The organism is Mesorhizobium sp. AD1-1, from assembly GCF_020164655.1.
GTDB lineage: Bacteria > Pseudomonadota > Alphaproteobacteria > Rhizobiales > Rhizobiaceae > Mesorhizobium > Mesorhizobium ciceri.
Genome location: NZ_JAIUGP010000003.1, coordinates 156,705 through 176,726, shown reverse-complemented (window position 1 = coordinate 176,726; position 20,022 = coordinate 156,705). Strand labels below are relative to the sequence as shown.

The window sequence follows — 20,022 nt, the reverse complement described above, 5'->3', positions numbered from 1 at the left end:
TCGATGTATGTCATCCGCATGAAGAACTGCGCTTTCTTTGCCCGGCACGGCGTGCTGGACGAGGAGGAACGGCTCGGCCAGCGCTTCTATGTCGATGCCGTTCTGACCGTTGATCCAGGCCGGGCGCTTGCCGAAGATTCGATCGAGGATACAGTCCACTACGGCGTTGCATTCAGCGTCATTGAAAAGATCATCACCGGGCAGCGCCGTTTTCTGATCGAGTCGCTGGCGCTCGAAGTGGCCCGTGCGCTGACGGCGCGTTTTCCGCAGATCAAGAAAGCCGAGATCACGGTGCGCAAGCCGAACGCACCAGTGCCCGGCGTGCTCGATTATGTCGAGGTGACCGTTGTCTGGCCCGAATAGTACCGTTTATCTCAGCCTTGGCGGCAATCTTGGCGATCCGGCGAAATCCATGAGCGCGGCGCTGCGCATGCTGGATGCCGACGCGGATACGCGTGTCACCGGCGTCTCCTCGCTTTATCGCACACCGCCCTGGGGCAAGCTCGATCAGCCGGATTTTCTCAATGCGGCCGCCGAAATTTCCACCGTGCTTGCACCGCGTGCCTTGCTCGACCTCTGCCTCGATGCGGAGCGCAAGCTGAAGCGGGTGCGCGAGGAGCGGTGGGGGCCGCGGCTGATCGACATCGACATTCTGGTGTTCGGCGACCGCGTCATCCACGAGACCGGGCTGGAGGTGCCGCATCCGCGCATGCTGGAGCGCGCCTTCGTGCTGGCGCCGCTGGCCGAGATCGCGCCCGGCCTGGTTGTCAGCGGTCGCAGCATCACCGATCGCCTGGTCGCCGTCGATACCTCAGGCATCGAGCGATTGTCGTCCGGCCGGGATTGGTGGCTGGCCTAGGTGCGTTGATATTCAGGTGATACCGGCCTGCAAACGGCGCAGCGAGGCCTCTAACCCGAGAAGCCGCCACCATCCAGGAACGTCTGCTCCTGCGAGGTGGTTTCGCGGCCAAGCATCTTGTTTCGATGCGGAAAACGGCCGAATTGCTCAATGATATCACGATGTTCGACAGCATACTTCAGATAGGGCTCGGCTCTGGCCTCCGTCAGCTCGACCGAAATATCCTGGTCGGCCAGTAGCTCCGAATGCTCATAAGGCAGGTAGAGGAAAACGCGGAGTTCTTCCTCGAGTGCCAGGTCATGACCAGCCGCGATCGCCTTCTCTGCGAAATATCTGGCGAGCGGATCGGTCGCGTACATATGGCCGGTGCCGCGAAAGCAGTTCCGCGGAAACTGGTCGAGCAGGATCATCAGCGCCAGCGCGCCTTCGGCATGTTCCAGCCAGTCGTCGCATTCACGCCGCGCGGCGGCGTAGTGCAGGTCGAGAAAGCGGTCGCGGAATTCGGCATCGAATGCTTCGTTCTTCTCGAACCAGGCATCCTCGCCGGCATCGCGCCAGAATTTGGTGACCGACAGGGCTCTGCTGTCCAATTCCATACCTAATTCCTTGCTCAATCGGCGGGTTCGGACTTGTGCAGCACACCCGCGGTCTCTTCGTTGAGTGCCTGACCAGGCCGGCGCGGCGTCGAGAGCGGTGTCGGAATCGGCGTGCCGATATTGCCTCTCAGGAAGCGCTGTCCGGCGCGAATGCCTTCGGCGAGCTGGGTTTCGAAGCGGTCGGTGTCGCGGCGCCTGACATCTTCGATCGTTTCAGCCACGTCTTCGGGATCGACGCCCAGAGATTCCAGGGCCGAGCCGCCGAAAACAAGTGCGGATTCGAAGGTTTCGCGAAGTTGGTAGTCGACGCCGGCACGTATGAGCTGCAGCGCCGTTCCACGGTCGAATGCGCGGGCCAGCACGGTGAGCAGTGGGAATTCGGCTTTGATCAGCTGGGCGATGCGAACAGCCACATCGGCCTTGTCGACGCAGATCAGCACGGCGCGCGCCCGGCCGGCACCGGCGGCATGCAGGATGTCCAGCCGCGTGCCGTCGCCATAGTAGACCTTGAAGCCGAAATCGGCCGCCGCCTGGATCATTTCGACGTCATTGTCGATGATCGAGACGTCGATGCCGCGCAGCAGCAGCGGCTGGCTGGCGATCTGGCCGAAGCGGCCGAAGCCGATGATCAGCACGCTGCCGGTCAGGCCATCGGCGACGTCGACGCCGTCGAGCGACTGCTCGTCGCGCGGCGTCAGATAGCGCAAGGCGATGATGGCCAGCGGCGTCAGCACCATGGAGATGATGACGATCGCCGTCAGCGTCGCATTGGCGTTGCCGTCGATGATGCCGACCGCCGCGGCCGCCGAATAAAGGACAAAGGCGAACTCACCGCCTTGCGCCATGAAGACCGCGCGCTCAAGCGCCTCGCGGTGGCTGGTTTTCAGGATGCGGGCGACGATGTAGATGCCGAATGCCTTCATCACCATGTAGGCGACGACATAGATGGCAATCAGCCGCCAGTTCGCCGCGACCACATGCAGGTCGAGCGACATGCCCACCGCGAGAAAGAACAGACCGAGCAGGATGCCGCGAAACGGTTCGATATCGGCTTCGAGCTGATGGCGGAAGGTCGATTCGGACAAAAGCACACCGGCCAGGAAGGCGCCCATCGCCATCGACAGGCCGCTGAGCTGCATGGCGAGCGCGGATCCGAGAACGACCAGAAGTGCCGCCGCCGTCATCACCTCGCGGGCACGGGCATCCGCCAGGATGCGGAAGAACGGATTGAGCAGATAACGGCCGGCCACAACCAGGCCGACGATCGCGGCGAGGCCGATGCCGACCTCGGTCAGCCGCTCCGATAGGCTGGTGTCGGCACCGCCGGGCGCCAGAAACGCGATCAGGGCCAGCAGCGGCACGATGGCAAGATCCTCGAGCAGCAGGACCGATACGATGCGCTGGCCTTTCGGCGCGGCGATTTCGCCGCGTTCCTCGAGAAGCTGCATGACGATCGCTGTCGAGGTCAGCACGAAGCCGGCGCCGGCGACGAAGGATTGCGCGATTGGAAACCCTCCAGCCATGCCGACCCCGGTCAGAAGAAGCGCGCAGACGCCGACCTGCAACGCACCGAGGCCAAAGATCTCGCGGCGCAGGCCCCAGAGCCGCGATGGCTGCATTTCCAGCCCGATGATGAACAGGAACATCACCACGCCGAGTTCGGCGACATGAAGAATGGCTTCCGATTCGGAAAAGACGCCGAGGCCGAACGGGCCGATCACCACGCCGGCAGCCAGATAGCCGAGGATCGAGCCGAGGCCCATGCGCTTGAAGATGGGAACGGCGACGACACCGGCAGCAAGCAGCGCCACCACCTGAACCAGATCACTGCCCGATGCTTCCGCCGCCATGCCTCTTGTCCCTGTGTCTTGCAGCACTCCTTGCATGCAGTTGGAGCGGGAGGCAAGGCGAGAAATCTGCCGGGAAGGGTAGGGCGCCGTTGCAGTGATTGACCTGGTGGAACAACGGTCCCCGCTTGCTTGCCGGACGTTCGGCATCTATATTGCGTATATGTTTGACCATTCGTCCCGGCCGTCCTCGCCGCCACATATCCCGATGGATGCGCTCAGCGAAGTTCTGCAAGACTTTCGCTTGAGTGGTGTCAACTATGGCCGTTGCGAACTCCGGCACCCATGGAGCATAGACTTTCCGCAACAACAGCTGCTTCGTTTTCACTTTGTCGGCCAGGGCCCATGCTGGATTCATACTGAATCGCAAGGTTGGCAGGAGCTGCGCGATGGCGATCTGGTGCTGCTGCCGCAAGGCATCGCCCATCGGCTGGCGAGCGCGCCGGACGTTGCAGGGGGCTCGCTCGAAGGTTGCCAGGTAATCAAGTTGGGGGGCAACGTCTGCGAAGTGGTACGGCAAGGAACGGGCGCGACGAGCACCCTTTTCTGCGGCTCCATGGCCTTGGACTCCTATGCGCTCAACCCATTGATCACGTTGATGCCGCCTGTCATCAAGGGTTGCGACGTGGCCGGCAATGACCCGGTCGTCGGTCCTTTGCTGGCGGCCATGACGGTGGAGGCCTCGCAGCCGCAGATGGGCAGCGCCACGATTCTGTCGCGTATGGCCGACTTGCTGACGGCCCGGCTCATACGCTGCTGGGTCAATTGCAACGGAGCCTCGACCACCGGTTGGCTCGCAGCCATCCGCGACCCCCATATAGGCCGCGCTTTGGCGGCCATGCACCGCGACCCCGGCCACAACTGGACGCTGGGAAGCCTGGCCGGCGTGGCAGGCCAATCGCGCTCGATTTTCGCCGAGCGTTTCAGTGCGGTATTGGGGGAGGGTGCCGCACACTATCTCGCCCGCCTGCGCATGCAGCTTGCCCGCGAATTGCTAGGCCAAAACGGCTTGTCGGTTGCCGAAGTCGCTACCCGTTTGGGCTATGATTCGGAGGCATCCTTCGCGCGCGCGTTCAAGCGCATCACCAATGTCTCGCCGGGCGTTGTGCGTCGCACAATTCCCGGACGAATGGATATGAATTTCGGATTCTAAGATACATATCATCCGAGCGGACTCGCCTATTTAAGACCTCCAAACTTTGGAGATCTTTCCGTGACTGACACAACATTACAGCTTGAAGACGCCGCGACTGGCCTTGATGCCGATGCACCAGCCGCGTGGAGCGCAGCCACCTGGTTCGCGGTCATTTCATTGGCGGCCACCAGCTTTGCCTTGGTGTCGGCCGAATTCCTGCCCGCAGGTCTGCTGACGCCAATGGCACGCGATCTCGGCATCAGCGAGGGGACGGCCGGACAGGTCGTCACCGCCACCGCTTCCGTCGGCGCCGTGACGGCCATGTTGAGCAATGTTCTCATCGGCCGCCTGAACCGCAAGGCGGTGCTGGTTGGTCTCAGTGCTCTTGCGGTCGGTTCCAATGTCCTGGCGGCGCTGGCGACCGACTTCTGGCTGTTGCTGTTGGGCCGCGCCGGGCTGGGCATCGCTCTCAGCGCTTTCTGGGCACTTTCGGTCGCCGTTGTGGCGAGGCTGGTTGGCGCCAGCGCGACAGGTCGGGGCATGGCGATCGTCACCCTGGGCGTCTCGCTCGCAACCATTGCCGCACCGTCGATGGGCGCGTTGATCAGTGACTGGATAGGGTGGCGCAGTGCCATGGCCATGACGGCGGGGCTGGCCGCGCTTGCCATGCTGCTGCAGTTTCTCAGCCTGCCGACCTTGCCCGCAACGGCAAGCAACAGCCTTGCAGATGTATTTCGGCTGACCCGGCGGCGCGGCATCCAACTCGGCATGCTGGCTATCCTTTTGCTGATGACGGGGCATTTTGCCGGCTCGGTCTATGTGCGTCCCTTCCTCGAACAGGTGACACTCCTTACAACCGGACCGATTGCCTTGGCTCTGCTCGGGTTTGGCGTCGCTGCCGTGATCGGTAATGTTGCCGGCGGCCGCATGGCCGACACCAACATCCACATGGCCCTCGCAGTCACCGCGGCGTTGATGGCGGTTGCGGCACTTACTTTGGTGCTTTGGGGCTCGCATATCGGCGTTGCCTTCGGCTTCGTTACGCTGTGGGGTTTCGCCTTTGGCATGGCGCCGGTGGTGCTGCCGACCAATATGTCGCGCGCGGCGCCTGATGCGCTGGAGGCAGCGGGCAGCCTGATGGTCACCTCTTTCCAAATTGCCATCACCATCGGCGCGGTTGTCGGCGGCTATGTCGTGGACACCTATGGCGCGACTGGGCCTTTGACTCTGACTGCTATCCTTGCCGCATCGACCGCCGTCTTGGCGCTGCTGCAGCCTCGCAGCTGAACTTTGCAGCCGCCGACACAGTAGCCTCAAATCCTGCCGCCAGCGATGTTGCAGGCGCGATACACAAGTTGAGGCCGGGAACACGTTGCATCTTGCCGCAATCGAAGGCTAAGGACGCTCGGCTTCGGCCATTGGAGGGTGATCGACGATCAAGTCGCGCCCTTTTTGAGGAGATGACTGACATGAAGAAGTTTTTGTTTGTTGCCGTCGGCCTGGCGGTGCTTGCCGGTTCGGCTTGCTCGAAGGCGCCTGAGTGCACGGCGGAGATCGCAACCAAGAAGGCGCAGGACATGGCTGCAGCACTTCAGGAGGCGATCACCAAGGACCCGGCCAAGGCGGCTGATCTGACCGCCAAGGTCCAGGCGGTGACAACCAAGTATCAGGGCACCACGACATTGGCCGACGCCTGCAAGGCCTATGACGAAGTGACGGCCGCGATCAAGGGCTGACACCCTGATTTGAGATCAAGGCCTAAGCGCCTGATTCGATGGGCTCAAGTGAGAGGGCGGTGACCGTTGGGTCGCCGCCTTTTTCTTCGGATTTTTCAGTTCGGCGCGATTTCAGTTCGGCGCGATGGAACCGACTTCGACCGCGTCGACCCGCTTCAGGCTCATGCCGATCACCGGCACCAATTGGTCGTTGACGCGCACGGCGATAGTCACCGTCATCGAATTGTCGTCAGGGATGCGAGCCTGCATGACGCCGCGCAGCTGGTTGCGGTTGATGGTGAAGACCACCTTGCGGGGATCGACGACGTTGCCGCCGATGATGTCGAGGCCGGAACCGGTCGCGCCACCCATGAAGCTGCCCTTGTAGCCCTCGCGGCCCTTGCGCTCGATCTTGGCCGACATTGGCTGGGTGAACATACCGACCCGGCAGCCGCCGTCGAGCGACATGCCGACCTTGCCGTCGGGCGTCGAGCCGGTGAAGCTGCAGTTGAACTTGGTGCCCTTGTACTTGCCGGCGACGATTTCGCCGGGACCGATCCACTTGCCTTCGGCAGACTGGAAGAACTGCTTGTCCGGCTCCGCCGCAGAGGCCACTCCGGCAATGCCGACGACTGTCGTAATCACCGTTGCCAGGGACAGGACGCTGGATAGAATTACGCTTTTCATCGACGACACCCGGCAACAAAGATGCTGTTTGGAACCGGTCTGACCATGAACAAGATTGGTTAATGCTTCGTCACCGCGGGGCCGCCGCAGAGCAGTCCGGTAACGATTCCGAATGCCCGGACACTCCAGCCCGGCTCACTTGCCGGAGGGGGTCGTTGCACCGTCTTTCCTGGTTACGAACGATGTCAGCGCCGAAAGGAAGTCGCCCAATCCGGGACGTTTGGCGGCGCTGAAGGGCAGGGGTCGAGCCGTCTCCATCGCGGCGATGCCGATGCGCGCCGTCATCATGCCGTTGACGACCCCCTCGCCAAGCTTGGCCGAAAGGCGCGCGGCCAGGCCGTGGCCAACGATCTGCTGGACGAAACTGTCGCCGACCGCGATCGAACCGGTGACCGCCAGATGCGCCAGAACGCTGCGCGCCAGGCGGAAGAAACCCAGCGTTCCCGGCCGTCCGCCATAGAGTTCCGACAGGCGTCGAATGAGCCGCCCGGCCTCGAACACGACATAGGCAACATCGACCAGTGCGCGTGGACTGACCGCCGTCACCAGCGAGACGCGTTTGGCAGCTTCGAGAATCATCACTTTCGCCCTGGCATCGAGTGGTCCGAGAATTTCAGCCTCCGCCAGACGCACGAGATTGCCGCCGTCGATGATTTCGCCGCGCAATTCGGCCAGCGCGCGCCGGCCGGCCGCGGTCTCGGGTTTGGCCGAGACAAAGGCCGACAGTTCGTCGACGACCGATCGTGCCGCCTTGGGATCGTCGCGGGCGATCGCATCGAGCGCCCGCTTCTGCAGCTTTTCAACCTCGGCGAGGCGGGCGATCGCCAGGAATTCGCGAATCAGGATCACCACAAGCGCCAGCACGGCGATGGCGGCCATGCCGGCCGCCAGCCAGCCCAGCCACTCAGCGCGCGCAAAGAGGTCGCGTATGAGCTGGTCGGTCCACAGGCCGACCGCCAGCGAAACCAGCACGCCGAAGGCACCGAAGAAGATGCTGCCGAGCAGCGAGCGTTTCCTGGGGGCGACGGCTGGTGGCGGCTCTGCGGCAATGATGTCGGGCTCGTCGAAGACATCGACTTCCGCCGGTATGACCATCGCGACATCGGTTCTCATCGCGCGGGGTTTGCGCTGGGTGTCGGCCTGGATGTTGCGCGGCTCAGGGGCCGCTTGTCTCGGTGGGGCTTCCGGTTCGATGCGGAATGCCGCCGGCTTGCGGGGCGCGGTCATGCCAGATGATCTCCGATCAGGAACTGCAAGGCACGGTCGAGCCTGATATGCGGCAGCGACAGCGTGACGCCTTCGGCCGTGCGTTCGAGCTTTGGGGGACGGAAACGGACGAAGCGGATTGCAGGGTCCGCGGAGTCCTGCCTGTGATCGGCTCCCGAAACATCGAAAACCGCATCAATATTCTCCGGTAAGTCACCGGGAAATATGGCTGTTTCAGTTCTTCCATCGAAGGTTTCGCCGTTGATCTTCTCACCGGCTATCGGCGTGCCGATGATGACGGGAAGCGTCTCCCGGCCTTGCTTGACGGTGCCTTCGCGCGTCGCGCGCACCGCCGCCATGGCGACCACATCGACATCGGCGCCGGTGAAATTCGCCCGTGCCACGGCGCGGTCGGCAAGCCGCCGCACGATCGCCTGCAGGCGGTCATGGCTTTCGTGGTGCAGATGGTCGGCCTTGGTCGCCGCAACCAGGATGCGGTCGATGCGCCGCGAGAACAGATCGGTAAGGAAGCTGCCCCGGCCGGGGCGAAAACAGCTGAGGATCTCGGTCACCGCGCGTTCCAGGTCGGCCATGGCGCCCGGGCCGGCGTTCAGCGCCTGCATAGCGTCGATCAGCACGATCTGGCGGTCGAGGCGGGTGATGTGTTCCCGGAAAAAGGGTTTGACGACATGCGTCTTGTAGGCCTCATAGCGCCTGTCCATCATGGCGTGCAGCGAGCCTGCGCGCGGGCGCTTGTCGTCGATCCCGGCCAGTGGCGCGAAGGTCAGGGCCGGCGAGCCTTCGAGATCGCCCGGCATCAGGAAGCGGCCGGGCGGCAAGGTCGAAAGCGCCCGCTCGTCGAGCTTGCAGGCCTTCAGATAGGCGGCGAAACTCTCGGCCAGGCGGCGCGCCGTCATCTCGTCGGCATCGGCGTTCGGGTCGATCCCGGCCGATAGTGCCCGCCAGGCTTGCGACAGGTCCTCGCGCACCGGCAGAACAGCCATTTCAAAGGCTTCGTGGGAAAAATCGGCGAAGGATTTGCCGAGCAGCGGCAGATCGAGCAGCCATTCGCCGGGATAATCGACGATATCGACCGACAATCTGCCCGAGGAAAACATGCGGCTCCAGCCGGAAGCCGATTCATATTCGATGGTCAGCCGCAGCTCCGAAATGGCGCGCGTCGAATCGGGCCAGACGCGGTCGTTGACCAAGGCTGCGATGTGGTCCTCGTACTGGAAACGCGGCACCGCGTCGTCGGGCTGCTGCTCGAGGAAGGCGCGCGCGATGCGCCCCGATTTCTGCGCCTCAAACAGCGGCAGGCGCCCGCCATGGATCAAATTGTGGACAAGGGCCGATATGAACACCGTTTTGCCGGCGCGGGACAATCCGGTCACGCCGAGGCGCAGCGATGGGGAAAAAAGCCCGGTGGCGCGGCCCGATAGCGTGTCGAGGGCAATCCTCGCCTCGTCGGTGAAGGTGGTCAGCGATGATGCCAAAATATGCTCTCTCGAACTTCGGTCCGTCCGATATAGGCGCTGCGACAAGGCTTTGAAATGGCTTCAGAGATCGGCCGGCGTCAGGAACGCTTCGAGATAGCCGGTGCCTTGGGCGGCGCTGGCAAGATCGCCGTCGAAGCGGACGACCGCCAGGCCCGCGGTCGGGAACCCATGGTTCAGTGTGGCCCGCGCAGCCTCGTCGCCGCCGCCCGAAACTGCCATGGCAAGGTCTTCCATCATCGGGTTGTGGCCGATGACCAGCAACGAGCCCGATCCGCCATTGTTCCTGATAAGGTTGAGATAACCGGCCGCGTCCGCGCTGTAGAGCCCGTCGAAGAACAGGACCCGGCCGGTGTCGGTCTGGCCGGCCAGGCCTTCCAGCGTCTCTTTGGCGCGTTTGGCGTTGGAGCACAGCGTCCGGTCCGGAACATAGAGGCGGGAGCGCATGGCGGCGCCCATCATTTCGGCATCGGCGCGGCCGGACGCATCGAGCGGACGGTCGAAATCGCGCATGCCGGGCAATGCCCAGCCTGCCTTGGCATGTCGCAACAGATAAAGCCTGCTCACCCAACCTCCGAATGCCGAAGCCTTCCGGGATTAGCCACGAGAACGGCGTCGCGCACAATGGCCCGTGCTCTTCAAACACGGCGAATCAGCCAACGCTGGCTGCTGCAAAAGGCGCTTGCATATCGGCCCCGGGGTCACCGCGATCAGGGAAAATATGCGTCACCGGATCCAAAGTGTCGCGGCGGAGTTTGTACCAAAGCGACCGTACGCGGCTGCAAAGACGCGTGCCCAGGTACTTTAACAATTGCGTGAAACAGCGGCCGATTGCGCTTGTGCAGGCGTCGGACGACGAATATATAGGCGCCAAATTTGGGGCAGTTTGGGTGAGTCGAATGAACGACATCGTTACCGCCGATTACGTACCCTCCGAAGACGAGCCGTTCATGAACGAGCGGCAGAAATCCTACTTCCGCTCAAAGCTCGTCACCTGGAAGAATGACATATTGCGCGAAGCGCGCGAAACACTGGAAATCCTGCAGCAAGAAAACGCCAACCATCCCGATCTGGCCGATCGCGCCTCTTCGGAAACCGACCGTGCCATCGAACTCAGGGCCCGCGACCGTCAGCGCAAGCTCATTGCAAAGATCGATTCCGCCCTGCAGCGCATCGACGAAGGCACCTACGGCTATTGCGAAGAAACCGGCGAGCCGATCGCGCTGAAGCGGCTCGATGCACGTCCGATCGCGACATTGTCGATCGAAGCGCAGGAGCGGCATGAGCGCCGCGAAAAAGTCTATCGCGACGACTGAAGCTCACGGCCGGCTGTCTCGAACGAACTCGATTCTGAAAATGGCCGGTTTTCCGGCCATTTTCATTGGTGCGGCATCCACCGCTCAGGGCGCGCGAAGATCGAAAACCCTCGGCGCTTCGGACGAGGTGGTTCGGCAGCCGACCGGCGACGGTGTTTCGCGGGGATAGCGACCCGGCGGTCGCTCATTTCTTCTGGCTGGAGAGTTCACCGAGAAGCTTGGTCATCTCGTCGTCGAGCGACTGCGGCGCCGCCGGCTTGCCCACCTGGCCGCCCGAACGGGGCTGGTCCAGTGATACTTCAAGTTCTCTCATCAGCGTGTCGTCGATGCTGTCCTGCACCGGCTGCGGTGGTGGCGGGGCGTGCCGGGCGGTGTTGGCGTTGGCGGAGCCGTAGGCGGGCAACGGCGTGACATTGGTCGGCTGGTAGCTTTGCGTTGCCGGCTTCGGTGCAGGTGCCGGCGGCGCTGTCGGACGGGGGCGGGCGGGCGGCGTCGTATTCACCGGCTGTGGAGCGGGTGCCTGTCTCAGCGGCGGCGGAGCGGGTTGCGGCGGACGCGGCCTTGTCGGAGCGGCGGCCGGAACCGGCTGCAAGCCGCCATCTCCAGTCAATGCCGGCCGGCGCGGCGCCGAAAGCCGGATATCGCGCTCGACGACGACGTCGGTCGGACCGCCGATCAGAAGCAGATGTTCGATGTCGTCGCGGCGTATCAGCACCAACCTGCGATGGCTGTCGACGGCGGTGGCATCCATGACGGCCAGTCGCGTCTTGCGGTTCCGGCCGCCGGCGACGAACGTTCCGAATGTCAGGTTGCGCACCAGCTTGACGATGACGAGAACGATGACCAGCAGGACGAGCGCTGCAAACGTCCACAACAATGCTGCGGCATAACCGGGACCTGCCACGCTATCGAGCCATTGCATTGGTTTCCCCTGATCGCCCCTTGGAAGTGATAAGACACTAGACCGTTGCAGCGGGCCACCGCAAGTTGCGTTTCACGCTGTTGAACAGCTTGAAAAACTCCGAAGGCCGGAAGACATCATTTTTATCCGACATTTGCCGCCCAGGCCTTTTCCGGACTAGGAGAATGTGATTCAACCCGGTACGGGGCGGGTGTCGGAACACCGGAATTCACGAGCAGGGGGCACATGGCCAAGGAAGCGCGCGGCGATTTCTATCCGGTACCGATCGTCGACCAGAATACGCGACCGGGCGCGGTTACCCGGCTTATCATTTTCATCGTCGTTCTGACGGGGGCGGCGATCGTCTTCGGTCTTTTCCGCGAGCGCCTCGGCGATCCTTTCCTGCTCGGCATGCTCGGCGTGCTGGCGATGATCGGCGTCGGCTTCCTGTTCGCGACGGCGATCGGCTTCGTGCAGGTCACGCCACGCTCGACAGGCGACGAACTGTCGAAATCCTTCGTCGATTCGATGTCGCAGGGGCTTCTCGTCACCGACACCAAGGGCCGCGTCGTCTATGCCAACCGCGCCTATGCGGATATGACCGGAGCATCGTCTGCTGCCGACCTGAAGACCGTCGAGGGATTGCTCTCGGATGTCCCCGAAGCCTCGGTGACGATCTATCGCCTGGCGTCCGGCCTTCGCGACGGCCAGCCGGGCGACGGCGAGTTTAGGCTCGCACAGTCCATTCGGCCCGGTGCCGAGCCGGGCGCCCGCTGGTACCGCGCGCGCGCCCGCGCCTTCAGCGTTCCGGGCCAGCGGCTGCCGATGCTGGCCTGGCAGCTTGCCGACATCTCGCAGGAGCGGGCCGAGCAGGAGCGCTTCTTCCTCGATCTGCAGAAGGCGATCGATCACCTCGACCACGCGCCGGCCGGCTTCTTTTCGGCCGACCAGGAGGGCCGCGTCACCTACATCAACGCCACGCTCGCCGAATGGCTGGGCATCGACCTCACCAGCTTCACGCCCGGCGCCGTGTCTCTGTCGGAGATCGTGGCCGGCGACGGCATGGCGCTGGTCCGCTCGGTCAAGGCCGACCCCGGCACCACACGCAACGCGGTGATCGATCTCGATTTGACGACCATGACGGGCGAAGCGCTGCCGGTGCGCTTCATGCACCGCGTTTCGGCCAGCCGCGAAGGATTGAATGGGCCGACACGCACGATCGTGCTCAACCGCACGCAAGGCGAGGATGCCTCTGCCGATTTGCGGGCTTCGGAAGTGCGCTTCACCCGCTTCTTCAACTCGACACCGATGGCAATCGCCGGCGTCGACCACAACGGACGCATCCTGCGCACCAATGCGCCGTTTTTGTCGTTGTTTTCGTCTGTGGTCGATCGCGACGCCGTCGACCGTCGCGTGCGGCTCGACACGGTAATCCACGAACGCGACCGGCCGGCCTTCGCGGCTGCCTTCGAGAAAGCGCAGCAGCGGCAGGCCGACATCGAGCCGATCGACACGCTTCTGCCCGGCAACGACGAACGGCACATCCGCTTCTACGTCAACGCCGTCGCTGACGGCACCGGCGGCGAGGGCGCCGAGGAGTCGGCCATCGTCTACGCCGTCGAGACAACGGAGCAGAAGGCGCTGGAAGGGCAGATGGCGCAAAGCCAGAAGATGCAGGCAGTCGGCCAGCTTGCCGGCGGCATCGCGCATGATTTCAACAATGTGCTGACCGCCATCATCATGGCGTCCGACCTTTTGTTGACCAATCACCGCCCGTCGGACCCGTCCTTCCCAGACATCATGAACATCAAGCAGAATGCCAACCGGGCGGCTTCGCTGGTGCGGCAGCTTCTGGCCTTCTCGCGCAAGCAGACATTGCGGCCGGAAGTGCTCAACCTGACCGACGTGCTCGCCGATCTCAGGATGCTGCTGGCCCGCCTTGTCGGCAACGACATCAAGCTGAAGGTCGACCATGGCCGCGACCTGTGGCCGGTCAAGGTCGATATCGGGCAGTTCGAACAGGTGGTGGTCAACCTTGCGGTCAACGCGCGCGATGCTATGCCGGCGGGCGGCGATCTGACCGTGCGCACCCGCAATGTAACCGCCGAGGAGTGCAAGGCCTTTTCCTACCGCGAACTCGCCCCGGCGGACTATGTCGTGGTCGAAGTCGAGGACACCGGCAGCGGCATCGCGCCCGACGTGCTGAAGAAGATATTCGAGCCCTTTTTCACCACCAAGGAAGTCGGCAAAGGCACCGGCCTTGGCCTGTCGATGGTCTACGGCATCATCAAGCAGACCGGCGGCTTCATCTTCTGCGATTCCGAAGTCGGCAAAGGCTCGACTTTCCGCATTTTCCTGCCGCGTCACATCGCCGAAGCGAAAAAGGCAGGCGAGCCCGGCGATGCGCCGGCGGCGCCGGCAAAGGTCGCCGATCCGGCCAAGGATCTGTCGGGCTCGGCCACGGTGCTGCTCGTCGAGGACGAGGATGCCGTGCGCATGGGCGGCATGCGGGCGCTGACCTCGCGTGGCTACACCGTGCACGAGGCATCGTCGGGCGTCGAGGCGCTGGAAGTGTTCGAGGCGCTGGGCGGCAAGGTCGATATCGTCGTTTCCGACGTGGTGATGCCGGAAATGGACGGGCCGACGCTGCTCGGCGAATTGCGCAAGCGCCAGCCCGACATCAAATTCGTCTTCGTGTCCGGCTATGCCGAGGACGCATTCGCTAGAAACTTGCCGGCAGATGCGCATTTCGGCTTCCTGCCCAAGCCGTTTTCGCTCAAGCAACTGGCCACGATCGTCAAGGACGTGCTGGAGTCCTAGAGCCTTCCCCATGTTCCTCCTTGCGCAACGCCGTGACAACGCCATGATTGAAGGGTGAACGGCAGGAAGGCTTAGGGGAGCAACCGGTGACGCCGCACAACGAAGCGGGCAAGGACGACTATGCCGACACGGTGTTGTTGCCGGGCGACCCGCAGCGCGCCGAATGGATGGCGCAAACGTTCCTGGAAGCGCCGCGCTGCATCAATCGCCGACGCGGCACGCTTGGCTTCACCGGCTTGTTTCGTGGCAAGTCCATCAGCATTCAGGCGACGGGCATCGGCGTTTCATCGTTTCTGATCTATGCGCATGAACTGCTGGACCATTATGGCGCCCGGACGCTGATCCGTACCGGCACCTGCGGCAGCCTGACCGCAAAGGCAAAGCTGCGCAGCCTTGTCATCTCGCAATCGGCACAGGCGGAAAGCGCCCAGAGCGGCCAGGTTTTCGGCCTTTATGGACCGGCTGGCCCGGACCCGGCGCTCCTCGCATCGTCACGGGCCAAGGCGGTGGAATTTGGCATCGACCATCATGTCGGCCTGACGGTCTGCAGCGACATCTTCTATCACCCGGATGGGCGTGCCCGTTTTGCCGATGCACGGGCGCAAGGAGCCCTGGCCGTGGATATGGAAACCAGCGCGCTCTATGGCATATCGGAGCATTTCGGAGCACGTGCGCTGTCGATGTGTGTCGTGGTGGACAACATCGAGACCGGCGAACAGACCGACTATTCCGAGCGCCAGGCGCTTTTCACCGACATGAGCCGTCTGGCGCTGGCCGTCGCAGCAGAGAGCTAGAGTCCGGGTCTACTGGGTCAATCCCTTGCGTACGGCGGCGACATCGCCGGACGAGACTGCAGGAGCCGCGTTGCCCCAACTGGCGCGCACATAGGTCAAGACGTCGGCGACCTCCTGGTCTTTCAGGCGCCAGGCCAGGGAAGGCATGGCGGGCGTCGTCGGTGCATCGGCCGTGTGCACGGCCTGGCTGCCGGCAAGGACGAGCCGTGCCAGTGTTTCGGAACTGCCCTGCGCGACGATCGAATTGCCGGCAAGGGAAGGGAAAAGCGCGCCTGACCCGGCACCATCTCCACCATGGCAGGCCGAGCAATTGTCGCGATAGATTGCCTCGCCCGCGGTCATCCGTGTTGCGTCAGGCTTTGCCGGTTGGGCGCTGTCGACATCCGAGCCCAGGCTCTTGAGGTAGACTGCAACCGCCTTGAGATCGGGATCGGTCATTTTCGACGTGGAGTTCTCGATGGCCTCCGCCATCGGACCGGAGGCAATCGAATGCGCATTGACGCCGGTCTTGAGGTATTTCACCAAATCCTCTTCCGACCACTTGCCCAGGCCCGATTGCGCATTGTTGGTGATGTCGGGGGCAAACCAGCCCTGCAGGGAGGCACCTTGCAGGAACTCGCTGTCCTTATCGGCGCCAAGGAAAGATTTGGGCGAGTGGCAGGTGCCGCAATGGCCCGCGCCCTGGACGATATAAGCGCCGCGATTCCACTCCGCCGACTTGGAGGGATCCGGCTGAAAGCTTGCTTCGGTGAAGTTGAGGGCATTCCAGCCCAGCATCGCCAGCCGGATGTTCAACGGGAACGGCAGCTGATTGGCTTCGACCTTGTTCGATACCGGTTGAACCGTCGTCAGATAGGCCCACAAGTCGGAAATGTCCCGATCGTTCATCCTGGTATAGGCGGGGTAGGGCATTGCGGGGTAGAGCCGCACACCATTGTGGCCGATGCCTGACTTCATCATGCTGCGGAAGTCGGCTTCCGACCAACTGCCGATGCCCGTCTCGCGGTCAGGCGTTATGTTGGGCGGCACAAGCGCGCCGAACGGCGTTTCGAGCGGCAGGCCGCCGGCCAGCGGTTTGCCCTCGGCTCGCGTATGACAGCCTGCACAGTCGCCGAGCACCGCCTGATACTGTCCACGTATGATCTGGTCCGCCTGGTCGGCACTCCATGCCGGGCCGCCAGTGAGGGCCGCAGCACCGATGGCGAGCGTGAGAACGAGCTTGTTCATGCCTGCACCAGGGGTGCACCGGGATTGCGCAGATATTGATTGCGGATGGCATCGGCGGCGCGGAAAGCGAGCGCGCCGACCGTTCCTGTCGGATTTTTGCCGGCATTCTGCGGGAAGGCCGACGCACCGATGACAAAGACATTGGGGACGTCCCAGCTCTGGAGGAAGGTGTTGACCGCGCTCTTCTTCGGGTCCGTTCCCATGATGGCGCCGCCCGTATTGTGGGTGCTCTGGTAGGGGACGCTGTCCCAGCCTTTCTTGCGGCGGCTGACGGCGTACTGCTTTCCGCCGAGCGCCTTGGCGATTTCCTCCATCCGGTCGCAGACATAGTTCGACATGCGGATGTCGTTGTCGGGAAAATCGAACGTCATGCGCATCAGCGGCCGCCCGAAACGGTCCTTGTAGGTCGGGTCGAGGTCGAGGTAGTTGTTGCGCGTCGCGTAGCTGCTTCCCTGGGACGAGTAGCCAAGCGTGCTCTTGTAGCCCTCGACCGTTGCCTTCTTCCAGGCGCTGCCCCATTTCGGCGTGCCGGGCAGGGTCGGCCTGGTTCCGATCGGGCGCCCGTTGGTGGGAATGCAGTTGATGCCCGCACCGCCGACGAAGTCCAGCGCGCCGTGGTCGAACGCGTCACCATTGTAATCGTCGATCGTCTGGCCGAGCGCGCCTGCGGCGATGAACGGGTTGAAGTTCTTGTCGTCGAAGAACACCTGCACGCCGGCGTTTGTCTGGTAGCAGTAATTGCGCCCAACCGTTCCTTCGCCGCTGCCGGGGTCGTAGATCTTGCCGATGCCGGACAGCATCATCAGCCGGGCATTGTGCAGGCCGTAGGCGCACAGCAGCACCAGATCGGCCGGCTGGAAGTACTCCTCGCCTGAGGTATCGACGTAGGTCACGCCGCGCGCCGACTTGCCTCCGGGAGCCAGATCGACATGCAGTACCTCGCTGTCGGTGCGGACTTCGAAATTGGACTTCTTCATCAGCACCGGAAGGACGGTGGTCTGGGCGCTCGACTTCGAATAGTTGGCACAGCCGAAGCGTTCGCAGAATCCGCAATAGGTGCATTGACCCATGGCGATGCCGAGCGGGTTGACATAGGCCCGCGACATGTTGGCGGATGGGGTCGGGAAGGGATGCAGGCCGATCGACCGGCCGACCTCGGCGAACAGGGTTGGCGCGTAGGTCATCTGCATCGGCGGGTTCGGATAATCCCGCGACCTTGGATCCTCGAACGGATTGCCGCCTTCCTGCAACTGCCCCTTGATATTGCCGGCCTTGCCCGAGATGCCTGCCAGATACTCGAACTGGTCGTAATAGGGCTCCATCTCCGCGCCGGTCACGCCCCAGTCCTCGACCTGGAGATCGGCGATTCTCGATGCACCATATTTCTTCGTCAGATTGGTCTTTATCTGAAAATCTGAATCCCAGAACCGCCAGGTGTGGCCGTTCCAGTGGACGCCGGCGCCGCCGACGCCGTTGCCGGGGAGGAAGGAGCCGAAATCGCGCATCGGCAGCGCCTTCTGCGACGGGTCGTTGCGCACCGTCATGGTTTCCACGGCGGGCTGCAGGAAGAGGTCGCGCCGGATGCTGTAGCGCAACTCATCCTGCGCGTAGCCGATGTTGAAATCGGTTGCCGTATCGCGCCAGGGGCCGCGTTCTATAGCCACCACGTCCAGGCCCTGATCGGTCAATTCGTGCGCCAGAATGGATCCCGTCCAGCCGAGGCCGACGATCACGACGTCTTTGCGAGGCAGTATGTTGGTCATGATCAGGCGCCTTTGCCGAGCCATTCGGGGCGCCCGATGATCGAGACAGGCGGCTGCGGATATGGCTGATTGTGTTTGCTGACATGGTCGCGATAGTCGTAGCGGGCGCCTGGAAAACCAAGCATGCGCCACGAGACCATGTCCTTGTTGCCGCCATAGACGGGGTCGGCAAAGAACCCCTCCATGGTGTTCTGCAGCAGAAGCCCGAAGAAACCCGGCCCCTTGACGCCATTGGGCAGGTCGACCTTCCCGGCCTCCATAGCCGTCAGGAAGGCATCCTGTTCGGCCGGTGCGAGCTCGACGAATGTCTTGCCGTCCCGCTGTTTCAGGAAAGCGTCGATGGCGGCAAGCCCGGTGCGGTAACGCTGCGCCGGATTGGCCTCGCCCTGATAGCCCTGGGTGGGCAGTCCAGGCAGAAACGGGCCTTGCGTGTAAAGCCGGCTCGACGCACCGAACGCCCCCATCAACTGCCTGTCGATATAGACGGCGCAACCGGCTTCCTTGCCGCCCATGCTGAGCTCGTCGGCCGGAATGATGCGGTCGACGATCGCCTCGACTAGGGCTGCTTCCTGGGCCGAGAAAAAGTGCCAGCCGCCTGCCACGACCTGCGTCGGTGGATCGGATGCCATTGGCGTCCAGGGCAAAGTGCCCGAGAACGATCGCGCAAAACCGGCCGATGTCGCGGTTGCCGTAAACATTGCGACCGAGGACAGGAAAAGACGCCGATTCATTCGGACAGGGTTGCGACGGTTCATATTAGGAATCTCAAAAATAAGAGAGCGCGCTTGGGAAGTGATGCCCAAGTATTCATGACAACGATAGTTAGGTTAAGCCGCAGATCGAATGCCGATAGACTGCGAGATGAAAATGAGCTCGTCAACCACATCACAAAATCGTTAGCGAGGGTTTGGTCTACTGTCGACCAGGTCTGCTTGTGCTGTTGGAAGCCGGTTTTCGCCCGGAACTTGGGCTGCAGCGTCGCCTCTTGCAGAGCGTCCTGGCATACGCGGCCGGATACTGGACCGATAGAAACAGCATCGTGCCATCAGGCATGAATCAGGGACAGCCACAGACCGGCTGGCGTTCGAGGTAGTGGTCGACACCAGGGCGCCACCGCGACGTATCACGAGGCGTTCCGGACCCCTTGATCATACCTGCTCAGCTGGCAAGCAGCCTAATGAGTTTACGACCTGGACGACGCCTTGTAGACTGAACACATGGCGCTCAAACGGATGGACAACATAGGAATCGTCGTCGATGACCTCGAAGAGACGATTGGTTTCTTTGGCGAGCTCGGCCTTGAGCTCGAAGGGCGGGCCACGATCGAAGGAGAATGGGCCGGACGTGTCACTGGACTGGGCGATCAACGCGTCGAGATTGCCATGATGCGGACGCCGGACGGCCACAGCCGGCTCGAACTGTCCCGCTTCCTCACGCCGCCTGTCGTCTCGGATCACCGCAACGCCCCGGTTAACGCCCTCGGCTACCTCCGCGTCATGTTCGCCGTGGACGACATTGACGGGACGCTTGAAAGGCTCCGCAATCGCGGTGCGCGGCTCGAAGGCGAAGTCGTCCAGTATAGAGACGTGTACCGGCTCTGCTACATTCGAGGGCCCGGAGGGCTTCTCATCGGGCTCGCGCAAGAACTCAGCTGAGCGCA

The 20,022-nt window shown here is 62.9% G+C and carries 19 protein-coding genes; 9 read left to right on the top strand and 10 right to left on the bottom strand.

The annotated features are described in order from the left end of the window. Positions 1-3: 3 nt before the first annotated feature. Both folB and folK read left to right on the top strand, forming a co-directional pair. The gene (folB, locus tag LB519_RS07540; protein ID WP_013531873.1) at positions 4-363 is read left to right on the top strand and encodes a dihydroneopterin aldolase; all 360 of its coding nucleotides are present in this window, start codon (positions 4-6) and stop codon (positions 361-363) included. After that, positions 347-859, top strand: a complete 513-nt coding sequence (gene folK, locus LB519_RS07535; protein WP_013531872.1) for a 2-amino-4-hydroxy-6-hydroxymethyldihydropteridine diphosphokinase — start codon at positions 347-349, stop codon at positions 857-859. The genes folB and folK overlap by 17 nt, the downstream gene beginning before the upstream one ends. 50 nt (positions 860-909) lie before the next feature. On the opposite strand, the gene LB519_RS07530 is transcribed toward folK, so the two are convergent. After that, on the bottom strand, positions 910-1,455 hold the full coding sequence (locus tag LB519_RS07530) for a DUF924 family protein (RefSeq protein ID WP_024503540.1): 546 nt from the start codon (positions 1,453-1,455) through the stop codon (positions 910-912). A gap of 14 nt (positions 1,456-1,469) precedes the next feature. Continuing rightward, the gene (locus LB519_RS07525; RefSeq protein ID WP_013531870.1) at positions 1,470-3,305 is read right to left on the bottom strand and encodes a monovalent cation:proton antiporter-2 (CPA2) family protein; all 1,836 of its coding nucleotides are present in this window, start codon (positions 3,303-3,305) and stop codon (positions 1,470-1,472) included. 160 nt (positions 3,306-3,465) lie between these two features. On the opposite strand from LB519_RS07525, the gene LB519_RS07520 reads away from it, so the two are divergent. The 3 genes from LB519_RS07520 to LB519_RS07510 all read left to right on the top strand — a co-directional run bounded on the left by LB519_RS07520 (position 3,466) and on the right by LB519_RS07510 (position 6,173). Then, complete coding sequence (locus LB519_RS07520; RefSeq protein ID WP_063170228.1) at positions 3,466-4,455, top strand: AraC family transcriptional regulator; 990 nt, start codon at positions 3,466-3,468, stop codon at positions 4,453-4,455. Between the two features lie 60 nt (positions 4,456-4,515). Then, positions 4,516-5,724 (top strand): MFS transporter, encoded by a 1,209-nt coding sequence (locus LB519_RS07515; RefSeq protein ID WP_063172065.1) that lies wholly within the window; start codon positions 4,516-4,518, stop codon positions 5,722-5,724. A 182-nt stretch (positions 5,725-5,906) separates the two neighbouring features. After that, positions 5,907-6,173 (top strand): hypothetical protein, encoded by a 267-nt coding sequence (locus LB519_RS07510; RefSeq protein WP_024503536.1) that lies wholly within the window; start codon positions 5,907-5,909, stop codon positions 6,171-6,173. 111 nt (positions 6,174-6,284) lie between these two features. Here the strand turns inward: LB519_RS07510 and LB519_RS07505 are convergent, their stop codons facing one another. From LB519_RS07505 to LB519_RS07490, 4 genes are all read right to left on the bottom strand, one after another. Continuing rightward, positions 6,285-6,839: a hypothetical protein gene (locus LB519_RS07505; protein WP_024503535.1), complete on the bottom strand. Its 555-nt coding sequence runs from the start codon at positions 6,837-6,839 to the stop codon at positions 6,285-6,287. Positions 6,840-6,974: 135 nt separating this feature from the next. Then, complete coding sequence (locus LB519_RS07500) at positions 6,975-8,066, bottom strand: YcjF family protein (protein ID WP_224619299.1); 1,092 nt, start codon at positions 8,064-8,066, stop codon at positions 6,975-6,977. Then, the gene (locus LB519_RS07495) at positions 8,063-9,541 is read right to left on the bottom strand and encodes a YcjX family protein (protein WP_224619297.1); all 1,479 of its coding nucleotides are present in this window, start codon (positions 9,539-9,541) and stop codon (positions 8,063-8,065) included. Before LB519_RS07495 ends, LB519_RS07500 begins: the two co-directional genes overlap by 4 nt. 63 nt (positions 9,542-9,604) lie before the next feature. Next, positions 9,605-10,108 carry a SixA phosphatase family protein gene (locus LB519_RS07490; RefSeq protein ID WP_013531863.1) on the bottom strand — a complete coding sequence of 168 codons (504 nt, stop codon included), beginning with the start codon at positions 10,106-10,108 and terminating at the stop codon, positions 9,605-9,607. Between the two features lie 332 nt (positions 10,109-10,440). Between LB519_RS07490 and dksA the strand changes: the two genes are divergently transcribed. Then, positions 10,441-10,857 (top strand): RNA polymerase-binding protein DksA, encoded by a 417-nt coding sequence (gene dksA, locus LB519_RS07485; RefSeq protein WP_013531862.1) that lies wholly within the window; start codon positions 10,441-10,443, stop codon positions 10,855-10,857. 184 nt (positions 10,858-11,041) lie between these two features. On the opposite strand, the gene LB519_RS07480 is transcribed toward dksA, so the two are convergent. Next, positions 11,042-11,779, bottom strand: a complete 738-nt coding sequence (locus LB519_RS07480) for a flagellar biosynthetic protein FliO (protein ID WP_024503531.1) — start codon at positions 11,777-11,779, stop codon at positions 11,042-11,044. A gap of 225 nt (positions 11,780-12,004) precedes the next feature. On the opposite strand from LB519_RS07480, the gene cckA reads away from it, so the two are divergent. Both cckA and LB519_RS07470 read left to right on the top strand, forming a co-directional pair. Continuing rightward, the gene (gene cckA, locus LB519_RS07475; protein ID WP_024503530.1) at positions 12,005-14,578 is read left to right on the top strand and encodes a cell cycle histidine kinase CckA; all 2,574 of its coding nucleotides are present in this window, start codon (positions 12,005-12,007) and stop codon (positions 14,576-14,578) included. A gap of 86 nt (positions 14,579-14,664) precedes the next feature. After that, the gene (locus LB519_RS07470; RefSeq protein WP_224619295.1) at positions 14,665-15,372 is read left to right on the top strand and encodes a DeoD-type purine-nucleoside phosphorylase; all 708 of its coding nucleotides are present in this window, start codon (positions 14,665-14,667) and stop codon (positions 15,370-15,372) included. 9 nt (positions 15,373-15,381) lie between these two features. On the opposite strand, the gene LB519_RS07465 is transcribed toward LB519_RS07470, so the two are convergent. Genes LB519_RS07465 through LB519_RS07455 form a run of 3 tightly spaced genes read right to left on the bottom strand, consistent with a single transcriptional unit; the run spans position 15,382 to position 18,991 of the window. Next, the gene (locus LB519_RS07465; protein WP_127367115.1) at positions 15,382-16,599 is read right to left on the bottom strand and encodes a c-type cytochrome; all 1,218 of its coding nucleotides are present in this window, start codon (positions 16,597-16,599) and stop codon (positions 15,382-15,384) included. Next, positions 16,596-18,362, bottom strand: a complete 1,767-nt coding sequence (locus LB519_RS07460) for a GMC family oxidoreductase (protein WP_063173670.1) — start codon at positions 18,360-18,362, stop codon at positions 16,596-16,598. The genes LB519_RS07465 and LB519_RS07460 overlap by 4 nt, the downstream gene beginning before the upstream one ends. A 2-nt stretch (positions 18,363-18,364) precedes the next feature. Continuing rightward, the gene (locus tag LB519_RS07455) at positions 18,365-18,991 is read right to left on the bottom strand and encodes a gluconate 2-dehydrogenase subunit 3 family protein (protein ID WP_224619294.1); all 627 of its coding nucleotides are present in this window, start codon (positions 18,989-18,991) and stop codon (positions 18,365-18,367) included. Positions 18,992-19,579: 588 nt separating this feature from the next. Here LB519_RS07455 and LB519_RS07450 point away from each other — a divergent pair. Further along, positions 19,580-20,017, top strand: a complete 438-nt coding sequence (locus tag LB519_RS07450) for a VOC family protein (protein WP_024503525.1) — start codon at positions 19,580-19,582, stop codon at positions 20,015-20,017. Positions 20,018-20,022 lie beyond the last annotated feature (5 nt).